This is a genomic window from Peribacillus sp. RS7 (genome assembly GCF_041956845.1).
Lineage (GTDB): Bacteria > Bacillota > Bacilli > Bacillales > DSM-1321 > Peribacillus.
This window is the reverse complement of sequence record NZ_CP168135.1, coordinates 5,417,297-5,439,008: the sequence shown is the minus strand read 5'-3', so window position 1 is coordinate 5,439,008 and position 21,712 is coordinate 5,417,297. Positions and strand designations below refer to the sequence as shown.

The 21,712-nt window shown below is 38.9% G+C and carries 19 protein-coding genes; 15 read left to right on the top strand and 4 right to left on the bottom strand.

The features are described from left to right. Nucleotides 1–502: 502 nt before the first annotated feature. The 4 genes from ACDZ29_RS26845 (at nucleotide 503) to ACDZ29_RS26830 (ending at nucleotide 6,232) form a co-directional block, all read left to right on the top strand. Entirely contained in the window at nucleotides 503–2,116 is a 1,614-nt protein-coding gene (locus ACDZ29_RS26845) for a sigma-54 interaction domain-containing protein (RefSeq protein ID WP_375089319.1), read from the top strand. A 122-nt stretch (nucleotides 2,117–2,238) separates the two neighbouring features. Continuing rightward, a complete protein-coding gene (locus ACDZ29_RS26840) occupies nucleotides 2,239–3,390 on the top strand; it encodes an iron-containing alcohol dehydrogenase (RefSeq protein ID WP_370015541.1) in 1,152 nt (383 codons plus the stop codon). A 14-nt stretch (nucleotides 3,391–3,404) separates the two neighbouring features. Beyond that, on the top strand, nucleotides 3,405–4,796 hold the full coding sequence (locus ACDZ29_RS26835) for a hypothetical protein (RefSeq protein WP_375089318.1): 1,392 nt from the start codon (nucleotides 3,405–3,407) through the stop codon (nucleotides 4,794–4,796). Then, entirely contained in the window at nucleotides 4,793–6,232 is a 1,440-nt protein-coding gene (locus ACDZ29_RS26830; protein WP_370015538.1) for an NAD-dependent succinate-semialdehyde dehydrogenase, read from the top strand. Before ACDZ29_RS26835 ends, ACDZ29_RS26830 begins: the two co-directional genes overlap by 4 nt. Before the next feature lie 213 nt (nucleotides 6,233–6,445). Here ACDZ29_RS26830 and anmK read toward each other — a convergent pair whose 3' ends face one another. Continuing rightward, nucleotides 6,446–7,609: an anhydro-N-acetylmuramic acid kinase AnmK gene (gene anmK / locus ACDZ29_RS26825; RefSeq protein WP_289325494.1), complete on the bottom strand. Its 1,164-nt coding sequence runs from the start codon at nucleotides 7,607–7,609 to the stop codon at nucleotides 6,446–6,448. Nucleotides 7,610–7,772: 163 nt separating this feature from the next. After that, nucleotides 7,773–9,383 (bottom strand): glycoside hydrolase family 10 protein, encoded by a 1,611-nt coding sequence (locus tag ACDZ29_RS26820; RefSeq protein ID WP_375089317.1) that lies wholly within the window; start codon nucleotides 9,381–9,383, stop codon nucleotides 7,773–7,775. 319 nt (nucleotides 9,384–9,702) lie between these two features. Between ACDZ29_RS26820 and murQ the strand changes: the two genes are divergently transcribed. The 10 genes from murQ to ACDZ29_RS26770 all read left to right on the top strand — a co-directional run bounded on the left by murQ (nucleotide 9,703) and on the right by ACDZ29_RS26770 (nucleotide 18,254). Further along, a complete protein-coding gene (gene murQ, locus ACDZ29_RS26815) occupies nucleotides 9,703–10,587 on the top strand; it encodes an N-acetylmuramic acid 6-phosphate etherase (RefSeq protein ID WP_375089316.1) in 885 nt (294 codons plus the stop codon). Between the two features lie 40 nt (nucleotides 10,588–10,627). After that, nucleotides 10,628–10,933, top strand: a complete 306-nt coding sequence (locus ACDZ29_RS26810; protein WP_289315947.1) for a PTS sugar transporter subunit IIB — start codon at nucleotides 10,628–10,630, stop codon at nucleotides 10,931–10,933. Nucleotides 10,934–10,983: 50 nt separating this feature from the next. After that, nucleotides 10,984–12,273: a PTS sugar transporter subunit IIC gene (locus tag ACDZ29_RS26805; protein WP_289315948.1), complete on the top strand. Its 1,290-nt coding sequence runs from the start codon at nucleotides 10,984–10,986 to the stop codon at nucleotides 12,271–12,273. A gap of 77 nt (nucleotides 12,274–12,350) precedes the next feature. Further along, nucleotides 12,351–12,635, top strand: a complete 285-nt coding sequence (locus ACDZ29_RS26800) for a hypothetical protein (RefSeq protein WP_289315949.1) — start codon at nucleotides 12,351–12,353, stop codon at nucleotides 12,633–12,635. A 50-nt stretch (nucleotides 12,636–12,685) separates the two neighbouring features. After that, the gene (locus ACDZ29_RS26795) at nucleotides 12,686–14,032 is read left to right on the top strand and encodes a 6-phospho-beta-glucosidase (RefSeq protein ID WP_289325489.1); all 1,347 of its coding nucleotides are present in this window, start codon (nucleotides 12,686–12,688) and stop codon (nucleotides 14,030–14,032) included. Nucleotides 14,033–14,100: 68 nt separating this feature from the next. Then, the gene (locus ACDZ29_RS26790) at nucleotides 14,101–14,430 is read left to right on the top strand and encodes a PTS lactose/cellobiose transporter subunit IIA (RefSeq protein WP_289315950.1); all 330 of its coding nucleotides are present in this window, start codon (nucleotides 14,101–14,103) and stop codon (nucleotides 14,428–14,430) included. 18 nt (nucleotides 14,431–14,448) lie between these two features. Then, nucleotides 14,449–15,534, top strand: a complete 1,086-nt coding sequence (locus ACDZ29_RS26785; protein WP_375089314.1) for a DUF871 domain-containing protein — start codon at nucleotides 14,449–14,451, stop codon at nucleotides 15,532–15,534. 56 nt (nucleotides 15,535–15,590) lie between these two features. Further along, on the top strand, nucleotides 15,591–16,487 hold the full coding sequence (locus ACDZ29_RS26780; RefSeq protein ID WP_375089312.1) for an N-acetylglucosamine kinase: 897 nt from the start codon (nucleotides 15,591–15,593) through the stop codon (nucleotides 16,485–16,487). A 25-nt stretch (nucleotides 16,488–16,512) separates the two neighbouring features. Beyond that, on the top strand, nucleotides 16,513–17,379 hold the full coding sequence (locus ACDZ29_RS26775) for a MurR/RpiR family transcriptional regulator (protein ID WP_289315953.1): 867 nt from the start codon (nucleotides 16,513–16,515) through the stop codon (nucleotides 17,377–17,379). 146 nt (nucleotides 17,380–17,525) lie between these two features. Then, a complete protein-coding gene (locus tag ACDZ29_RS26770; RefSeq protein ID WP_375089310.1) occupies nucleotides 17,526–18,254 on the top strand; it encodes a GntR family transcriptional regulator in 729 nt (242 codons plus the stop codon). A 357-nt stretch (nucleotides 18,255–18,611) separates the two neighbouring features. Here the strand turns inward: ACDZ29_RS26770 and ACDZ29_RS26765 are convergent, their stop codons facing one another. Both ACDZ29_RS26765 and ACDZ29_RS26760 read right to left on the bottom strand, forming a co-directional pair. After that, complete coding sequence (locus tag ACDZ29_RS26765; protein WP_375089308.1) at nucleotides 18,612–19,814, bottom strand: MFS transporter; 1,203 nt, start codon at nucleotides 19,812–19,814, stop codon at nucleotides 18,612–18,614. A gap of 25 nt (nucleotides 19,815–19,839) precedes the next feature. Continuing rightward, complete coding sequence (locus ACDZ29_RS26760) at nucleotides 19,840–20,421, bottom strand: TetR/AcrR family transcriptional regulator (protein ID WP_289315956.1); 582 nt, start codon at nucleotides 20,419–20,421, stop codon at nucleotides 19,840–19,842. Between the two features lie 488 nt (nucleotides 20,422–20,909). Here ACDZ29_RS26760 and ACDZ29_RS26755 point away from each other — a divergent pair, with 488 nt between their 5' ends. Then, a complete protein-coding gene (locus ACDZ29_RS26755; RefSeq protein WP_375091227.1) occupies nucleotides 20,910–21,650 on the top strand; it encodes a VCBS repeat-containing protein in 741 nt (246 codons plus the stop codon). Nucleotides 21,651–21,712 lie beyond the last annotated feature (62 nt).

Below are 21,712 nucleotides of genomic sequence, written 5' to 3'. Positions count from 1 at the left end.
ATAGAATCATGTTCAAAAAGCATCCTCATCAACTCAAGTTTTAATCCTTCTAAGGACTGTAGGCAAAAGGAGTTCTATCTAAATGTTAAAACAAAGTTGATTGTAGAGGAGGCTCCCGGACCGACCGCGGATAGTGAGTGCCTGGAACGGAAGCCACGTCCCAATTGTACAAGCCATAGAAAACTTTAGGCAAACTTTTTTTGGTATGATAACAGTGTCATACCAATGCATATTTATCGGAAAAAGCATATGGGAATTGAATATGTTCTTACCACTGAAGCACTTATTCTGGGTGTATTTGGTTGTCGTACATAGTATCATACAAAAGGAAAGGACACTACATAATGCTCACAATATAAGTTAATGAGAACGATGTTTATGCCTTCTTTAATTTGAAAAGGCGAGGAATTCACCTGGACTATCAAAGAGTACTCCAATCAAGGAGGAAGCGTTCTATCAAATGTTAAAGACCAGTCAGGGATCAGGTTAGGAGTGGATATGGATGACTAAGTTTTATTCGGATATGACAGTGGAGGAAGCGATTTCAAGTTTTCCTGTCGGAAGCAATGAAGTGGAAGTAATGGACGATTCAGAGGAATTTATCGGATTTCTGACGATTGAAGCGTTATCTGCGGCAGTGCAGCAGAGTGATTTGACGAAGCCTATTTCTCATTTCATTACAGTGAATGCACCGCTACAAAATATACAAAATTACTCTATACCATATGAACAATTTCAAGCATTTTTTGAGAGTGATCTATGCAGGGTTGTATTTAATGCCCTGTATGATGGCGTGTATATCACCGATGGGGAAGGAACGACATTATTTATCAATCAAGCTTATCAGCGCATTACCGGAATAAGAGAAGAGGAAATTATCGGAAAACCAATGAGTTATTTAATTGAGCAGGGTATGATATCCGTTTCTGCTTCGTTGGACTCTATTCGAACGAAGAATCAAGTCACTTTGACACAAAGAATCCGAAATGGGAGAAAGATTATCGTATCTGCCACACCTATTCTTTCGCCACAGAATCAAGTCATTTTCGTCATAAATAGTGTAAGGGATATTACTGAATTAATCCGGATGAAGTACACAATCGACAGTCAAAAGTTATCTTTCCAACCTATTTCTCAATTATTGCCCGGCTCGGAACAGGTGAATTTGCAGGAAATAATCATTGGGCCTACTACAACTCCTTTATTCAAACTGGCCGATAAAGTAGCTAAAACGGATGCGAAGATCTTGTTACAGGGGGAAACGGGTGTAGGGAAGAGCTTAATCGCTAAGTACATTCATGCGAAAAGTTCCAGGAAGGATAAAATTTTCCTTGAATTAAATTGCGGAGCCATCCCAGCGAACTTGGTGGAATCCGAACTTTTTGGATACGAACCGGGAGCATTTACCGGATCCCTGAAGAATGGGAAAATGGGGATTTTTGAGAAAGTGAATGGTGGTACGTTATTTTTAGACGAAATAGGGGATTTACCTTTAGAGTTACAGGTCAAACTTTTGAAAGTGGTAGAAGAAAACAAGTTTATGAGAGTAGGTTCCACCGAAATGAAAGAAGTGGATGTCAGGTTAATTACTGCCACTCATCGGGATCTGGCCTCACTCGTTCAAGAAGGATCTTTCCGCGAAGATCTATATTACCGGCTTAATATTGTATCCTTTGAAGTTCCGCCACTGCGCCAGCGAAAGGAAGAAACGATCCCGCTTTTAGAAATGTATTTGAAAAAATTCAATGAAAAATATAATGAACAGAAAAGGATGACACCGGAATGCTATGAATGGCTGACAAACTATTCATGGCCTGGTAATATACGTGAGCTTGCGAGTCTTGCAGAGCGACTGGTTGTCACGACTTACGATGATACGATCGATTTGGCTAATTTACCATCTTTCATACAGCCGGTCTTATCAAAAAAACCAACATCTCATTCCTTGAAGGAAGCCGTTTCCAATCTGGAGCGGACCTTGATACTGGAAGCGATGAAAAAATACGGGACAACAAGGGCGGCTGCCATATCTTTGGATATCAGTCAAAGCGCTTTAGTGCAAAAAATGAAAAAATTTCACATACGAGTAGAAAACGAATCGAATCAGTTTTTTTGATTTGATTTCTACTCATTTTTATATGGTTACCCATGAAAGAATAAGTTATTTCCCTTATAAATTAAGCGTTTTCACTTTGGCATGATTCATGCATAAGTAATTAACTGAAAGGGGAGATAATCATGAATATTTCTATTTTTTCAATGGCTAACAAATTGGTGACAGGAGCAGATTCTTTACAACAGCTGACTGAAGAGGTTACTCGATTAGGGATGAAGAATCCATTGATCGTTACAGATAAAGTTCTACTGGATGCTGGGGTTGTGCAAAAGGTTGAGGATTTACTTTCATCAGCATACGGTATTTTTTCGGATGTGAATCCTGAACCGGAAATTGAAATCGTTGAACAATGTGTACGGTCCATCAGGGATGGAAATCATGATGGGCTGATTGCGGTAGGAGGGGGAAGTGCGATGGATATTGCCAAAGCCTCTTCCGTCATGGCTACGAATTCAGGTAGCATCGAGACCTATTTTGGCACGAACCTAATTGAAATTCCAGGAATTCCTTTAATAGCCATACCGACGACGGCTGGCACGGGGTCTGAAGTGACGAATATTTCGATTCTATCCGACAAAAAAGAACAGGTTAAGAAGGGAATTGTTAGTTCGTATCTTTTACCGGATGTATCGATCGTATCTCCCGTCATGACGCTGACTTGCCCGCCAAGTGTGACGGCAGCGAGTGGAGTGGATGCACTGGTTCATGCAGTGGAGGCTTATATTTCCAAATTCGCCTCGCCCTTGACGGATGCCTTGGCAATTGGAGCCATGAAGTTGATAGCGAAAAATTTACCAAAGGCTTACGCTGCGCCAGATCATCTAGAAGCAAGGGAAGCCATGATCACAGGAAGCCTAATGGCCGGGTTAGCTTTTGGAAATGCTGGTGTTGGAGCTGTTCATGCCTTAGCTTATCCGCTTGGAGGCCGCTTCCATTTATCACATGGAGTCAGCAATTCATTATTACTGCCATATGTCATGCAATGGAATAAAATTGCATGTTTGGAAAGGTTCCGTGACATTGCAGAAGCACTGGGAGAGAAAGTCAATCATTTAAATGATGATGAGGCAGCAGATAAAGCTATAGAAGCGATGACGAGAATATGTCGTTACGTGGATATACCTGAATCACTTCGTCAATTTGACATTCCTGAATCTGCCTTAAGTGAAATGGCTGCCGAAGCCATTAAACAAGTACGATTGCTGCGGAATAATCCCCGTGCATTAAACGTTCGGGATATCGAAAAAATTTACCGTTCAGCCTATGGCATTTAAGTGGAGGAAACATTATGAAATGGAAAAACCGTCGCTACGGAGAAGAGACATCATATATACCTGCGGGACCCTTTAAAATTAGATTGCCATTTGTCCATTATCGGTTTGAATGGCCGGACTATGTTCAAGGACTATTGATGTGTGCAGTTGACCTTGGAGCGATTACACTGCTTGCAGACCATCTAGGTATGCCTTTTGATGTGGCTCTAGCCGTCGTTGTCTTAAATGGATTATTATATTTAGCACATCATTTACTCGGAGACCCGGTTATACCAGGTTGGATTACACCGGCGGTTCCATTGCTTGTATTGTTTGTCGGGCAATTTCCGGAAGGACCTGATCGGGTCTATGCACTCGTTGCGTTTCAATTGACATTGGGTATTTTATCGATAGTACTAGGAATGACCGGACTTGCGAGTAAGGTCGTTCGATTAGTGCCGAATGCAATCAAATCAGGAATTATTTTAGGAGCTGGTATCGGTGCTGTCGTTTCCATTTTCGAAGTGGGTGGAAAGTTTGATTTATTTCCTTATACAATAAGCATTTGTATCGGTTTTGCCTTTTATCTACTTTTCTCAAAAAGTTTTGGAAAATTAAAAATGCGAAATAAAGCTTGGGTATTTTTAGGAAATTTAGGGATATTGCCAGCTATCTTGCTCGCAGTCTTTGTAGCCCCGATTTTTGGAGAAGCAAAATGGCCTAATATTCAATGGGGATTCAGCAGTCCGGATTTTGCTACGCTTTGGTCAGACTATACTGTTTTTGGTTTGGGATTTCCTGCCATGACCTTCTTTTTAAGTGCGATTCCAGCTGTTTTTGCTACTTATTTAGTCGTATTCGGGGATGTGCTAAAAACGAAAGCGTTGCTTTCTGAATCCGATGAGGTCAGGGATGATGAAAAAGTGGACTATAATCCAAACAGAGCTCATTTAATTTTTGGTGGCCGAAATGTGATCATGAGTTTTATCGGACCTGATATTACAATGTGTGGTCCGTTGTGGGCAGCCATGCAGGTCGTAGTTGTGGAACGGTTCAAGAATGGCAAGAAAGCAATGAATTCTTTCTTTGGCGGTGCTGGCTCATTCCGTTGGGGTACGAATACAGGGTTATTCTTATTGCCGGTCGTCAGCTTAGTGGAACCAATTCTAGGTGTTGCTTTGGCCTTAACACTTTTGGTTCAGGGATATGTTAGCGTACGCGTCGGTGTGATGCAGGCAAAGAGCCAACGCGACCTGGGAATTGCAGGGGTCGTTGCTGCCATCCTAGTTATAAAAGGTGCTGGAATGGCGTTTGCAGCAGGAATCCTATTATGTGCCCTTTTATATGGAAAGGACTTTTTCAAAGGAGAAAATGATAATACTTTTACAGATCATGAAGAAGAAGAAGAGGAGATTAAAGCGGGATGAAAAAAGTAGTGGAAAGATGGCCAATTTATATTAACGGCGAACCCATTCATACAGAACACCATTTTGTAGTAGAAAATCCAGCAACATTGGAGCCTGTGGGCTATGTTCCGGACGCTAATGAAAAAGAGGCAAAGGCTGCTGTGGATGCAGCTCAGGCTGCCTTTCTGACTTGGTCGAAAACAAGTGCTTATCATAGGGCGGAATTACTTGAGAAGTGGTACACAATTATTGAGAACAGGCTGGATGAAATCGCGACAATCATGACACTGGAACAAGGAAAGCCATTGGCCGAGGCAAAAGCTGAAATGAAATATGCTTCAAGTTTCGTGAAATGGTTTGCTGAAGAAGCAAAGCGTAACTACGGGGAAATCATACCAGCCTCCGTTGCTTCAAAGCGTATTTTAGTGCAAAAGCAGGCGGTGGGTGTCGTTGCTGCCATTACACCATGGAATTTTCCGGCTGCAATGATCACGAGGAAAGTTGCGCCAGCCCTTGCTGCGGGATGTACCGTCGTCATCAAACCCGCAGAACAAACGCCTTTGACCGCTTTGCTGTTAGTTGAAAGTGCCCATGAAGCAGGCATTCCAGACGGCGTAATAAATATTGTAACAACCCAAAAACCGGGAGATGTGTCTGACGTGTGGATGAATGATTCACGTGTAAAAAAGATTACATTCACTGGCTCCACTCCTGTAGGGAAACATCTAATGAAAAAGGCGGCGGAAACTGTTAAAAAAGTCTCGCTTGAACTCGGTGGATTGGCTCCGTTCATCATTGCTGAAGATGCGAATATCGAAGAAGCCGTAAAAGGTTTGATTCAATCGAAATTCAGGAATGCCGGACAAACATGTATTTGTGCGAACCGAATTTTCGTCCATGAGACGATCGAGCAGCCGTTTTTACAAGCTTTTGAAGAAGCTGTTTTAACCTTGAAGGTTGGAAATGGAATGGATGGAACCGATCTTGGTCCCTTGATAGATGGAGCCGCAGTAAAAAAAGTCCAGCTTCAATTGGAGGATGCTAAAAGTAAAGGAGCTTTCATCCATAAAACCTCCAAATTCGAAGAAAAACAAGGCTATTTTATCGCACCAGTAATTCTTTCCAAAGTAACGGATGATATGCTGTGCATGCAGGAAGAAACGTTTGGGCCAATTGCCCCTGTCAGTACATTTAAAACCGATCAAGAAGCGATAGATCGAGCCAATAACACAAACTTTGGCTTGGCAGCTTATGTGTATACGGAGTCATTAAATAAAGCAGTTACTTATTCGGATGGTCTTGAATATGGAATTGTCGGTATTAATGACAGTGCCCCATCCACTGCCCAAGCACCATTTGGCGGGATGAAGGAAAGTGGCTTAGGTAGAGAAGGGGGACACTTCGGCATGGATGAATATTTAGAAGTGAAGTATGTATCTCTTATGCTTGGCAATTAAATAAATAGAAGAGTTCGCCTGATTCTTCAGGCATTCAAAAAAAGAGTAAAAGGCACATCAAATATCGATGTGCCTTTTACTCTTTTTCAATAGTTAATAAGCTTTTTACCTTATACAATTGTGAAAAAGTTATATAAATTTGAGTTGCAATCCATTTAGGATAACGTTGTTTTTCTTCATATATCTGCTTCCCAATATAATATTGTACTATGTTTACTTCTTAATTCGATGTGTTGAAGGAGGGAAGGTCATGTTTCCAAGGATGACATCGATGTTAGCGCCGGTAGCCTTGGGAACGTTACTTGCATGACCATGAAAAGTCTCATTTGCAAGTAGCGCAAAGGCCACCGCTTCTTTTGCTTCAGAAGAGTATCCCAACTCTTCTTGAGTCAAGACTTGAATGGAATTTCCAAGTAATGATTGGATCATATTTAATAACGTTTTATTGTAGCTGCCACCGCCGCCAATAATCACTTCTTCTATATTGGTTTTAGGAAAGATGAAATTTCGATAATTCTCCACAATAGACTTTGCTGTGAACATCGTTACTGTTGCTAAAATATCTTGGCTTGGAAGTGATTCAAACATCTTTAATAGTTTTACAACATATTGCTTGCCAAACAATTCTCTGCCGGTTGATTTTGGTGGAGGGCTCATAATATAAGGATGACTGATGCAATAAGATAAAAGTTCGTCATTAATTTGTCCTTGTTTAGCTATTTTACCACCTTCATCATATTTTACATGGAACAATTGTCGGCATACTTCATCAATGATCATATTCCCTGGCCCTGTATCAAAAGCATACATGTCATCCAGAGATGCTTGCTTGGGTAAGACGGTTACATTTCCAATGCCCCCTATGTTTTGAAGTAATCTTCCCTTCGTTTCGCTTCTATAAAGAATATATTCGGTAAAAGGAACAAGCGGAGCTCCTTGTCCTCCTGCAGCCATGTCCATCGTACGGAAGTTAGATATAACAGGAGTGTTTGTATCATGAGCTATCACTGCAGCTTCCCCAATTTGCAACGTGGAGGGAATCCAATTTTGTTCTTGTATGGGCTGGTGGTATATGGTTTGTCCATGGGATCCAATAAGATCCAGTTTATTAATGGGAAATCCAGCTTTAAGACAAACTTCCTTTACTGCATTGGCAAATAATTTTCCTAATTTAAAATTCAAACTGCAAATTAACTGCACATTGGATGTGTCTACCGATAAAGACTGCATAATTTCTTTTTCAACATCTTTTGGAAAAGGGTATGTTATGAACTCAATCATTTCCATTTCAGTCTCTAGTCCACTATAATCCACCCGAACAAGTGCGGCATCAATTCCATCCAGTGATGTTCCGGACATTAACCCTACTATGTACATAGTCTTCCACCTACTTTAATTGACTTTTATAATCCTGATTTGTGATTTTTTGCAACAGCAAATGATACTAAAGATAAGACCATTCCTGCATGTTGTTCATGCATACCTTACGTCATTATTCACCTACATGCTCCACTTTAACGGTTAAGCCATAACTTGATGATTATTTTACTTTTATATTAATCTGTTTAGTTTGTTTGCTTTCATTATGGGTACGGTCCAAGGCAGTAACAACATATGTGTAAGTCTTTCCTTTTACTACAGTCCCATCATTAAATAATTGACGGTTTTTCTCTTTATGCACGGTAGCCAATAAATTCGTTGAGTCTTCTATACTTCCTTTTTTCTCTCCATCAAAACGATAAATGGCATAATAGGATGCATCCGATTGCTTGTGATCGTTAATTTCAAATTGTATTCCATCTCCTGCTTGTGTTGCCTTGATTACCTTTGGAGCTTTTGGAGCATGATCATCAATCCAAGGCATGGCCGGAACCAATGCGGGATGTTTATAAATATCCTCGCTTAAGCGATCTGCTATCCCAAGGGGGTTTTTCCGTAAATCTTTGGCACTGAAATGCATGCTTCCATCAAATTCCTCATATGTTCGATTCAGTTTTAACTGGTTGGGCATTTCTTCAGGATTGAACCAGTTTTGTACACCATTGGACTCTGTATTAATTTTATAGTCTCCTTGTCCAATATAGAGTTGAACATTTTTACCTTCGACTTCTTTTGTCCACCAATCAAGAAGTTTGGCATAGTCAGCTACTGGCAATCCTATATTCCAATATAATTGGGGAGCAATATAATCAATGTATCCATTATTGATCCACGTTCTGGTATCTGCATATAAATCATCGTAATTCGTTTGCCCGGCAGCAGTGTCAGACCCTGTGGGATCAACTGCTTTGTTGCGCCAAACTCCAAATGGACTAATACCAAACTTCACATATGACTTTTCTGCCTTGATTTCTTCATTTATATGCTTAACAAGGTTATTTACATTATCCCTGCGCCAATCTTCTATATTTGTAAATCTGTCTGCTCCATATTTTTGATAGGAATGTTCATCCGGGAAAGGTACTCCTGCAATCTTGTAAGGATAGAAATAATCGTCCATATGAACTGCATCGATATCATAATTCTTAACAACTTCCATTATTCCATCGATTACAAACCGCTGTACGCCAGGAATGCCTGGGTTAAAGTACAATTGTTGTCCATATGGTATGACCCAATCCGGGTGCTTTCTAGCAGGATGGGATTCTGGAAGATTATCAATATCCGATATTTCAGCTGTTTTACCTAAAGGCATGGTTATGCGGTATGGATTAAACCACGCATGAAATTCCATATTACGCTCATGTGCTGCTTCAACCATGAATGCAAGAGGGTCGTACCCAGGATCTTTTCCTTGGACTCCTGTTAAATATTTTGACCAGAGACCGTATTCAGAAGGATAAAAAGCATCTGCAGTGGGTTTGATTTGCATAACGACAGCATTCATGCCCATTGCTTTTTGTTCATCCAAATATTTTATGAATTCTTCTTTCTGTGCTGATACGGATAAACCAGGTTTGGACGGCCAGTCAATATTTAACACACTTGCAATCCAAGTTGCGCGCAGTTCCTTTTTTATATAAGTCGTTTGCTGAGGGATAGTCCCTGATTCTGCATTTGCAATCAAGTCAGATGGAAGGAGAAGCGATCCTCCCACCAAAGCGGCTAGCGCCAATGAACCTAATTTTCTCTTAGTAACTCTTTCATTCATCAATAATACAACCTCATTTCATTACTAATATTTATATTTAATTATTTGTAAGCGTTAACAAATAAAGAATATATCAAATTGTCACCAATCTGAATGGAGATTATGTCTAATCAATAAAAGAATCATAGGATTCATGAAATAGCCAACCGGTTTACATTTTTAGTAGAAAGTTATAAATCATTTATGTATCTACGTTTATTTTAAAATTAATTTTTAAAAATGTATACACAATATTGAAATAAAATTTTAATAGTGATATATTCACTATAGCAAAAAAAGTTTCACCACTTCACCACTGAATAAAAAAAGGATGATTTGTATGCTAGGGCATTTAACGACAGAGCGTCGTAATGAAAAGACCATGAGTTTAGATGAAATGAATACACTTGAATTGTTAGAGGTGATGAACGAGGAAGACATAAAAGTTGCCCATTGTGTAAAAAAAGAACTTCCGCAAATTTCCAAAGCAGTGGAGATGATCGTTGCAGCTATGAATAAAAATGGCAGATTAATTTACATGGGTGCAGGTACAAGTGGGCGCATCGGTTTATTGGATGCAGTAGAATGTCCCCCAACATTCAATACCGATCCAAGCGAAGTAGTGGGTCTTATAGCTGGCGGGGAAAAGGCTTTCATTAAAGCGGTTGAAGGTGCAGAAGACAGTTTTGAATTAGGTCCTGAAGATTTAAAGAAAATCGAATTGACGAACAAGGACGTTGTAGTAGGAATTGCGGCCAGTGGACGCACTCCATATGTTATTGCAGGCTTGGAATATGCCAATCAAGTTGGTGCAGGAACAGTGTCTATAAGCTGTAACAAAGGTTCAGAGATAGGGAAAATTGCAAAAGTTGCGATTGAAGTAGTAAACGGGCCTGAAGTCCTGACAGGTTCGACACGTTTAAAAGCTGGAACATCTCAAAAGTTAGTATGCAACATGCTTTCAACAGCTTCAATGGTTGGAGTGGGAAAGGTTTATGGGAATTTAATGGTGGATTTACAGTTAACAAATGAAAAGCTGGTTGAACGTGCAAAACGTATTATCATGGACGCTACTGACTGTAGTTATGAAGTTGCAGATGAATTTTTAGAAAAGGCACATGATCAGCCTAAAATTGCAATTGTCATGATTTTAACGAATGTTTCATATGAAGAAGCATCAAATCGTTTAGAAAAGGCACATGGTTTCATAAGAAAAACGATTTAACGCTTTTTAATAAAAAAATAAAAAATTGGAGGAACAAATAATGAAGGTATTATTCGTATGTTCAGGTGGAATGTCAAGCGCTATCGTTGTAAGCGCTTTAAAAAAAGAAGGGGAAAAACAGGGTGTAAATATCGAAGTATTGGCAGTCGGAACTCAAGAATTTGATGCAGAAGTACGTAACGGCTGGGATGTGGCAATGGTAGCTCCACAAGTCAAACATCGTTTCGATGGCTTTAAGGCATCTGCCGATGAAGCAGGTGTTCCATGTGAAGCCATTCCAGCTCAAGCTTACAGTCCTCTTGGTGGACCTAAGCTACTAAAACTTGTAACAGAACTAGCAAAATAATAATCTAACTCTATTTCTTTTCAATCAAACGTAAAAGGGGAAAACGACGAATGGACAAGTTTGTAGCTTTTTTAGAAAATAATCTTTCAACCCCCATGGCGAAATTGTCTGAGCAAAAACATTTACGCGCAATTCGCGATGGTGTGGTTTCTGCGTTACCGTTCATTATCTTTGGGAGTTTATTTTTGATCATTGCATTCCCGCCAGTTGCAGCAGATAGTGCAGTAGGTGAATGGGCTGCAAAACACATAGCTGAAATTTTAATACCATATCGATTAACGATGTTTATCATGACTCTATATATTACTTTTGGTATAGGCTACAGTTTATCTCAAAGCTATAAACTTGATCCCCTATCTGGAGGTTTACTATCATTGGCAGCCTTCTTGTTCACAATAGGAGTAAAAATGATGGATGGTGTGGGGTTTGTTTTGCCAATGACAAATCTCGGAGGCCATGGCCTTTTTGTAGGAATGCTCGTGTCCATTTTTGCAGTCGAAATTTTACGTCTATGTAAGACCAAAAATATCACAATTAAAATGCCGGATTCTGTTCCAACTTCAGTAGCCCGGTCATTTGAAGCATTAATACCAGTTACAATTGTACTGCTTGTCATGACCTTGATTACAGTCGTTTTTGCTGTTGATTTACATTCACTTGTTGATAAAGCGGTTGCACCACTCATCAGTGCAGGCGATACCTTGCCAGGTGTATTAATTCCAGTGTTTTTGATTACATTCTTCTGGTCATTTGGTATTCATGGCGTATCAGTGGTAGGTGCCGTTGCTCGTCCAGTTTGGGAAGTGTACTTAGCGAATAACTCAGCAGCAGTTGCAGCTGGGAAGACAATTCCCCACATAGCTCCTGAAACATTCTTCCAATGGTTTATTTGGATTGGTGGCTCTGGTGCAACATTGGGTTTAGTAATTGCGATGCTCTTGACGGCAAAGTCTACCTATAGTAAAGCGATGGGGAAAGCAACAATTGTTCCAAGCATTTTTAACATCAATGAACCTGTTATCTTTGGGATGCCTATTGTATTGAACCCAATATTGATCATTCCATTTATCATAACACCGCTAATTGGTGCGACACTTGCATATGTAGCAACGTCCGTTGGGCTGGTGAACCCTACTTATGTAATGGTTCCCTGGACATTGCCTGCTCCAATAGGTGCCTACCTTTCAACAGGCGGTGATTGGAGGGCCATTGTTCTCGTGATGGTTAATTTAACAATTTCCGTCATTATTTATCTGCCATTCTTCAAAATGTACGACAAAAAGCTTTTGGCGCAGGAAAACATGGTAGAAACGACAGATAATAAAAATATCGCTTTATAAGGAATTTTTAAAAGGGGGAGTTTGGGACTAAAAGCTCCAAACTCCCTTTAAAATAATTGTTAGAGGGAGGAAAGGGCATGAATTCAACATCCAGAATTCACTTTTTTAGTTACAAAAGTGCCTTTCTATTTTTTAGCTTTATTCTTGTTTTTAATTTTATCTTTAACACATTAATGAATGCTTTGGAGATAGATAAACAATTATCACTGTACCTAGGAAATACCTTTGCCATAAGCGCAGGATTGACGATGGTTGTTTGTTTTGTTGAAGGTAAGTTTAAAAACAAGAAACAAGCATCACTATTGTTCTTGTCTTTATTAGCGGTAAGCGCACTGGTCTGTTATGCAATTATCTATAAATAAATGAAAATGGCCGATATGAAATAAATGCTTACGCATGAGGTGTTAGGAGAATGGAAATGAACAAAGGGGTAAAAATTGCCACAATTGGTGGAGGGTCCAGTTATACACCAGAATTAATCGAAGGTTTTATTAAACGATTTGATGAGTTGCCTATTAGAGAACTGTGGCTAGTGGATATTGAAGCAGGAAAAGAAAAACTTGAGATTGTAGGAACCTTGGCAAGGCGAATGGTTGAAAAAGCAGGGATTCCAATGGAAATACATTTAACATTAGACCGCCGTCAAGCCTTGCAAAATGCTGATTTTGTCACAACGCAAATGAGAGTGGGATTACTTGATGCACGAATCAAGGACGAGCGTATTCCATTGGAACTTGGATTGATTGGTCAAGAAACGAATGGCGCAGGTGGATTGTCCAAAGCATTACGAACAATCCCCATTCTTCTGGAAATTGCAGAAGAAATGCAAGAGCTATGCCCTGATGCATGGTTAATTAATTTCACGAACCCAGCGGGGATGGTAACCGAAGCCCTTCTTCGCTACAGCAAGCATAAAAAAGTCATTGGGGTATGCAATGTACCTTTTAATATGCATATGTCCATTTCTAACATGCTGGGTGTTGAAATGAAGAGAGTGCACATAGATTTCGCTGGGTTAAACCACTTGGTATACGGGATGCATGTGTTCGTTGATGATCAAGAAGTAACAGATAAAGTGCTTGAAATGCTGGGTAATCCAAAAATTCAGATGACGATGAAGAATATTGCTCCTCTGGCTTGGAATAGAAGATTTTTGAAATCTTTAGGTGTGGTGCCTTGCCCGTACCATCGCTATTATTACAAAACAAAAACGATTTTAGAAGAAGAGCTGGAAGCATTCAAAGCAGGGAAAACTCGAGCTGAAATCGTGAAAAAATTAGAAGAAGGTTTGTTTGACCTATACAAAGATGAAAACCTTGACATCAAGCCTCCACAATTAGAGCAACGCGGTGGAGCTTACTATAGCGATGCAGCGTGCAACGTCATTTCTTCTATTTATAATGATAAAAAAGACATTCAAGTGTTAAATGTCCAAAACAAAGGATCGCTTACTGATATTGATTATGATTCAGCAGTCGAAGTGAGCTGTATCGTCACCAAAAATGGACCAATTCCATTGACAATGGGTAAATTACCCGTACAAGTGCAAGGCTTAATACAACAGATCAAATCATTTGAAAGGATAGGTGCAGAGGCAGCTGTTACAGGGTCGTATGATAAAGCGTTATTAGCTTTAACGATCAACCCACTTATTCCAAGTGATGATCTAGCTGAATTGGTTTTACAAAAACTATTAAAGGCGCATGAAGAATACTTGCCGCGATTCTTCAATGAAAGTACAGTTTCTTACATCCAGTGAAGAGTTTTCAAACATTGAATATGGAATACAGGAATCTAATAATCTAACATAAATAGGAGTGTAATGATATGTCAACTGAAATGAACAATAACGAAATGGAAATTTTTGAAATAATTTCACATAGCGGAAATGCTAGAGGATTAGCATTCGAAGCATTGAAAGAAGCGGAAGAATTTAATTTTGAAAAAGCAGAAGAACTAATTAAACAAGGTCAGGAAGAATTGAACTTGGCACATAAGACACAAACCAAGCTAATTCAAGCAGAATTGAATGGAGTTCCAAGTGAAAAAACTTTATTGATGATTCATGCTCAGGACCACTTGATGACGGCAATGAGTGAACAAAAACTAATTGAACATATGATCCGCATTGTAAAAAAGCTAGCCCCACAACAGTAAAGAAGAGGTGATTAAACAATGGGTAAACTCGGTATATCCATCTATCCAGAACATTCAACCGTAGAAAAAGACATCGAATACATTGCACTTGCACACAAATATGGATTCAAAAAGATCTTTACTTGCTTGCTTTCTGTTGAAGGTGACAAAGAGAAGATTTTAAAAGAATTTAAAGAAACGATTGTATATGCCAATCAATTGAATATGGAAGTGATGGTCGATATTGCACCCCGGGTATTTGGGGCGCTAGGCATTTCTTATAATGACTTATCGTTTTTTGCAGAATTAGGTGCGTATGGAATCAGGCTGGACATGGGTTTTACAGGTAACGAAGAGTCGATTATGACACATAATCCCTATGATCTGAAAATTGAAATAAACATGAGCAACGCAACGAAATATTTAGAAAATATTATGGATTACAAACCTAATAAAGAAAATTTAGTTGGATCACATAACTTCTATCCGCATCGCTATGCGGGATTGAGCTATCCTCATTTTATAAAATGCTGTGAGTCATTCAAAAAGCACAATATCCGCACGGCAGCTTTCATTAGCTCACATGCAGCAACTTACGGACCTTGGCCGATAACGGAAGGATTATGTACAATAGAAATGCACCGGGAATTGCCTATGACAACACAAGCGAAACACTTGTATGCGACAGGATTAATCGATGATGTAATTATTGCAAATGCCTACGCCTCCGAAGATGAATTGAAACAGCTTAGCTTGTTAAACAGCGGTCTGTTAACATTTAATGTTAACCTTCACGAAGCCATAACAGATTTAGAGAAAAAAATAGTATTGGAAGAATTTCATTTTTACCGTGGAGATGTATCCGATTATCTTATTCGGTCGACTCAATCACGCGTAAAATATAAGAGCGAAGATTTTAAACCAACATTTACGCCTGATATTAGACGCGGTGATATATTAATTGAAAATGAGCTCTACGGACAATATAAAGGGGAATTGCAGATTGCACTGAAAGAAATGAAGAACTCAGGGAAAACAAATGTAGTCGGAAGAATAGCAGAAGAGGAAATTTTTCTGTTAGATTATTTGGAGCCATGGGGGAAATTCCAATTCAATATTAATTGAGAATCTTCAGGGAAGGAACATTGATATTCCTTCCTTTTTTTGAATAGGAGAATGATATGGATTATATTATCGGTGTAGACGGTGGTGGCACAAAAACTGAAGCAGTGGCTTATGATTTAGCGGGTAATAAAATAAGTGAAGGCAAAGCGGGGTATGGAAACCTGCTTATAAATGAAAAACAAGCCATCGCTAACATTATTCAGGCAATTGAACAATGCGTAGCTGCTATTAATAATGGAAGTTGCCGTTACATTTGCTTAGGATTGGCTGGGTATGGAGGAGTTGAAAATCAACAGGGTATAAAAAGTGCAATAAGCAGCGCATTTACTACCCCGTTTACCATTGTAAATGATGGAATTATCGCTCATGCTGCTTTACTAAAAGGAAAAGATGGCATTTTGACCATATCCGGAACGGGATCTGTAAGTATCGGCATCCATAATGGTATTGAGAAATCGGCTGGTGGCTGGGGACACATTCTTGGGGATGAAGGAAGTGGCTATTGGATCGCGATGCAAGCTTTTATAAAAATGACGAAAGAAGAGGATGAAGGATCTAATTATAGCCATTTAACCGAGTCAATACTTAAAAAACTGGGCTACCACAGTGTTATGGAACTGAAGAAATTCATTTATTCCGCGACGAAAGCCGAGATTGCTGCGTTTGTCCCCCTGATTGTCCAACAGGCGGATGCAGGCGATGATTTCTCGCAAAATATCCTTAGTCAGGCAGGATACCACCTTTCCAAAAAGACGCTTGAGGTTATCAATAAGTTAAAGTTAAGCGAGAATGTTACAATTGCAATTAAAGGTAGCATATTGACAAATATACCATTAGTTCAAAGCTCTTACATTAACCATATTAAACTTGAAAAACCAAAAGTGAAATTTATTTTAGAAGACGTATCTGCTACCTTAGGTTGTTACTACATAGCAATGGAGCAGTTAAAGTAAGTAAAAATCAAGGAGATTACATCATATGCAAGTCGAGAATATTATCCTAAGAATTGAAAGTTTATTGAACCAATTGCCAAAATCAGAAAGAAAAATTGCACAATATATCTTAGAAAATCCAAATGATATTATCAGAATGACGATACATGAATTAGCTGATCATGCCAATGCCAGCAGTTCAGCTGTAACGAGATTTTGTCATTCCATAAAAGTAAACAGTTTTTCTGAACTAAAGGTTTCTTTATCATCCCTCATTTCCCAACCGGAGAAAAAAGGATTCCATGACATTGAGCCTAATGAACCAATAGCGTCCATTAAAAATAAAATAGTGTCCAACTCCGTACAAGCCATACAAGAAACTGCACATTATTTGGATGAGGTCGTTCTTGACAATATTATTGAAACCATGAGGAGTGCAGATGTAATTTATGTCTATGGACTAGGGGCATCATGGCTCGTTGCTGAAGATATTACACAGAAATGGTTACGGTTAGGAAAGATTGTAAGTGCCAATCAAGACCCGCATATTACGGCCACTGCGCTTGCTGCTTCATCAAAGAATACCGTTTTTTTCTGTATATCCAATAGTGGCGAAACTGAAGAGATTCTGGAACTCGTTGATATAGCGAAAGCATATGGAATTAAAACAATTGGTTTATCACGATTGGGGGACAATGGATTAACTGAAAAAGTTGATATGTCCCTCCAGCATGTACGTGCACCAGAGGCTAAATTCCGAAGTGCAGCAACAAGTTCGCTTTTTGCACAATTTCTAACGGTCAGCATTATTTTCTATGCGTATGTTTCAAAATTCTATAATGAAAATAAAAATGAAATTGAACGTTCAAGGGAATCTGTATTGAAATTCACAAAAAGGAATTTGGATACTTAGAAACATGAATCTAATCTACAGGAATTTTTATCGTGTTAAAAAGCATGGATCGAACAAGATTATTACTAACGGTATTTTAGCTTGAGATGTTTCCAATCAGGGTGCCTTGTAAAATTACCTCACTATGGAAGGACGATGTACGCTAAATGATCCAAAAGAATTCTCTGAGTCCCCTTTATTATCAACTTGAAGAGGAGATTAAAGAAGCGATTCAAAAACTTGAATTGACGCCAGGAGAGATGATTCCTTCAGAAAAAGAATACACCGAAAAATATGAAATAAGCAGGATGACGGTGAGACAGGCCATTTCTAACCTTGTGAATGATGGTTATTTATATAGGCAGCGCGGAAAAGGAACATTCGTTGCCCAACAAAAATTGGAGCAACCCTTGCAAGGATTAACAAACTTTTCAGAGGATATGATTTCAAGAGGATTTGAACCAAGTACACGAGTTATCAGTTTTAACGAGGTCAAAGCCGATGATGATCTTGCTGCGAAGCTTGAGGTTGAAGCAGGAAATCCTATTTTCGAACTGATACGTGTTAGGCTTGCTGATCAGTTGCCGATGGCATATGAAAGACTATACATACCAAAAGACCTTGCCCAGGATTTAACGGAAGAAATAGCCTTAACCTCCATTCAAGACTATGTTCAAAATACGTTTGGCTTTAAAATTCAGCATGGCAGACAGGTGATTGAAGCCTCCATCGCTCAAAAAAACGAGGCGGAAATGCTTGAAGTAATTGAAGGTTCCCCGGTATTGCTGATTGAACGAAGAAGCACCCTGGATTCCAATATACCACTTGGGGTAGTCAGATCGGTCTACCGGGCTGATCGATATAAATTCAGGATTAATTTGGAGCGACTATCTTAAGCGATAAAAGACAGTAGTAAGAATGCCGCTATTAAAGGGATAATATAAAAGCTAAAAAGCCTATCTCCTTGATCTAAAGTGAGATAGGCTTTTCTTTTTTTCTTTTTCTCATTAGAGTCCCATTGCTGAAAAGAGCGATTGGGTAAGGGGTTCTCCCTTTTTAAAGAAATAAGGAATATCCGATATATTTTAAATTTAATTAAAGAAAATAAGATCCCTTGCCTAATATGGACAAGGGATCTTTGTTCAAAGATAAAAGTATAATATTACTTTTCAAGTTTAAGAGTTTTCCAGCTCAAAAAGGAAGCTACTTTGAAAAAAAACATATTCGGAACAATCTGCCTCGTGCTTTTCAAATTATTCCGCTAAGCTTGCTGCCAATCGGTCTTCTTTCCAAATGACTGTAATACCTAGGCCAATGACGATAATGACAGCAGCGAAAAGATAAGGATAGTGGATGTTTACGTCAAATAGTATTCCTCCCATTGCTGGTCCGACGATATTCCCTAAGCTCGTATAGGTTGAGTTCATTCCAGCTACAAACCCTTGCTCTTTTCCGGCAGCCTTTGATAAAAATGTCGTCAATGCCGGACGAAGCAAGTCAAATGCAAGGAAGATGAAGCAAGTTACTACAAGTACTGCCAAATAGCTGGAGATTAAAATGGACGCCACCGCAAATATTGCACCGATGATTAAACATAATTGAATCAGCTTCTTTTCACCGAGGATATCTACCAGTTTTCCAAACATGAATACTTGCACAACAACTCCGAAGATTGAGCTTATTGTAATGATGGTTGCAATATCCTTCGACGTGAAGCCGAATTTATGATCAGAAAATAGGCTAAAAACAGTTTCATAGGCTGATAAACCAAAAGCGAGTACAAATACAATGATAAACGCAATAAAGTAAAGCGGATTAAGTGATCTTTTTATATCTCCAAAAAAGTTTGTTTGTTTAGTATTAGCAGAAACTTCTGCAAGCTGTTCCTTTGTCATAGGCTCTTTTAAAATGAATATGGATGTAATGCATGCTAAAAAAGCAATGGCTGCCGCAAGGAAGAAGGGCAAGCGTATACCATATTCTGCAATAAAGCCACCGATACCAGGTCCTATAATAAAGCCCAAGCTAATGGCGGCTGAAATATAGCCCATTGCTTTTGGCCTTTCTTGTACTGATGTAATATCTGCAACATATGCAGTAACACCCGGCATAATAAAGGCGGCACTAATTCCCCCTAGGATCCTTGATATATAAAAGACGGATACGTTCGTGCCTACACCAAAGATAAGTTCTGAAACACCAAAAAGGAATAATCCGATAATGATGATTTTCTTTCTGCCATAACGGTCAACCCAACGGCCTGCGAATGGTGACATAACAAGTTGTGATACCGCAAATACGGCAACAAGAAAGCCCATCGTACTTCCTGATAAATGCATGATATTCATAAAAGATGGCATAACGGGGATAATGAGTCCAATTCCCAGAAAGGCAATGAATATATTGCTTAGAAGAATAATTAATACCATCTTTTGTTCTTTAATTGGTTTATTCATGTATTAACACCTCTTTCTATGTAAATCATTTTTGTGAAATTCCTCTCCAAAATACTTTCCAAGAGGCTGCTAATTTATCCTTCAGCCGTTTCTCATCATTGCCGTATACAAGCTCCAGCATAATGGAATCGACTACTCCCAAAAAAGCATAGGTCGGCGTTATTGCTGCATCTCCGACGATTAATTTAGCATTGATCCAATCTTGGAATTTTCTTTCCAGTATCGCCTGTACCTTTTCCTCGATATCCATGACTTCTTCTACGATAGCTTTTTCAAGATGGGCTGGCGGAAAAAAGGACATACGCAGCCAAAATTTTAAATGCTCATTTTTTTGGAAAAGATCGATGATCAATTGTAGAAATCCGTATAAATCTTTTTCAGGATTTTTTGAATCAACTTTACTGAAATATTGGAGTTTCGAAGATAGCTCAGTCTCTTTCGCATCACGTAAAACGTTTAGAAAAAGATCATCTTTTCCTTTAAAATGGGCGTAAATGGATTGTTTTTTCATGCCGACTTCTTCAGCTATCAGAGAAAGGGATGCTCCTTCATAACCATGAATCGTGAAATACTTTAGAGCGGCTTCTTTAATTTCATTGCTTTTCAATAATATCACCTCAAATTTAACGAACGTTCGTCAGTTATATTAGCAAATTTAATAAATATAAGCAAGCGGATTAGCTTATAGAATGGTATTATGCAATGCGATAATGTAGAAAAATCGGACGCTTTAATTGAATCAAAAGGAGAATGCAAATGAGACATGTCTAATTTGCATTCTCCTTTATTTTTTATTTTTTTTTGGAAATTCATATTACCCACCTCAAGTTTTGCAGATACGGCTATTCCTTAGATTCCTGCATATAATTCTATATTGAGAATAAAAAGGCAGGTGGGATGAAGATGGTTACGTATGATATCAGAAAAGAGCTTCATTACTATTCCACAAAAATACGAGAAACGAATGACCCTTATTATTGGTATTGTTTGGCTGAGACTCAGATTAGAGCCGGATTAACCAACGAAGCACTGCAAACGATTGATAACGCCTTGTCGTTCCGAAATCCATATCCTTCAAAACAGGAACTGCTAGAAATGCAAGTGAGCCTCCAATCAGTTCTTTCAAGAGAAATGAATCAGAACAGATCAACCATAGTAACTTCAAAGCAAGGCGATATTGACGGGGACGGTGAAAAGGACAATGTTTTTCTTACCGCAAATAAAACCCCCGATAGTCCATTTTGGAAAAACCTAACTTTAGTCATCCGGAATGGGAGTACAAATCAATATGAACAAGTTCCTTTGAAAAATAATGCAGGATACAATCCAACCCTTATTCTTGGTGATTTTACAGGTAACAAGAGGGATGATATTTTAGTGGTCATTGATACAGGTGGCAGCGCTGGTACTATTTATGCGTATGTATTTTCTTATTCTAATGGTAAACTCACGCCGATTTTTGATTCCGATGCATTCAATGAAAACTATAAGTATGATGTGGCTTATGAAAATCAATACAAAGCAAAGGTGAACAGTCATTATCTAAATGAAAAGTACATTCTTGACCTAACTTATAAGGGGAAGGAATATTTATCTGAAATTTATAACCAGAATGGTGTTTTGAAGGCGCCGATAGAAGGATGGGTCAATCCTTTATCTGGTTTGTATCCGGTTGATTTTAATAGGGACGGCATATATGAGCTCGAAGCCTATCAGAGAATAGCAGGGAGGTACAATGCCGACTCACTAGGGTTTGTACAGAACATATTGAAATGGAACGGGCAAGCGTTTGTTCCTGACCGGCAGAATGTAGCTATTTTTGGAGGGGGAATATAGCATTGAAGAAAAGACGATGCAGTGATCAATACAGATTTCCACTTATCGTTCACCCGAATATA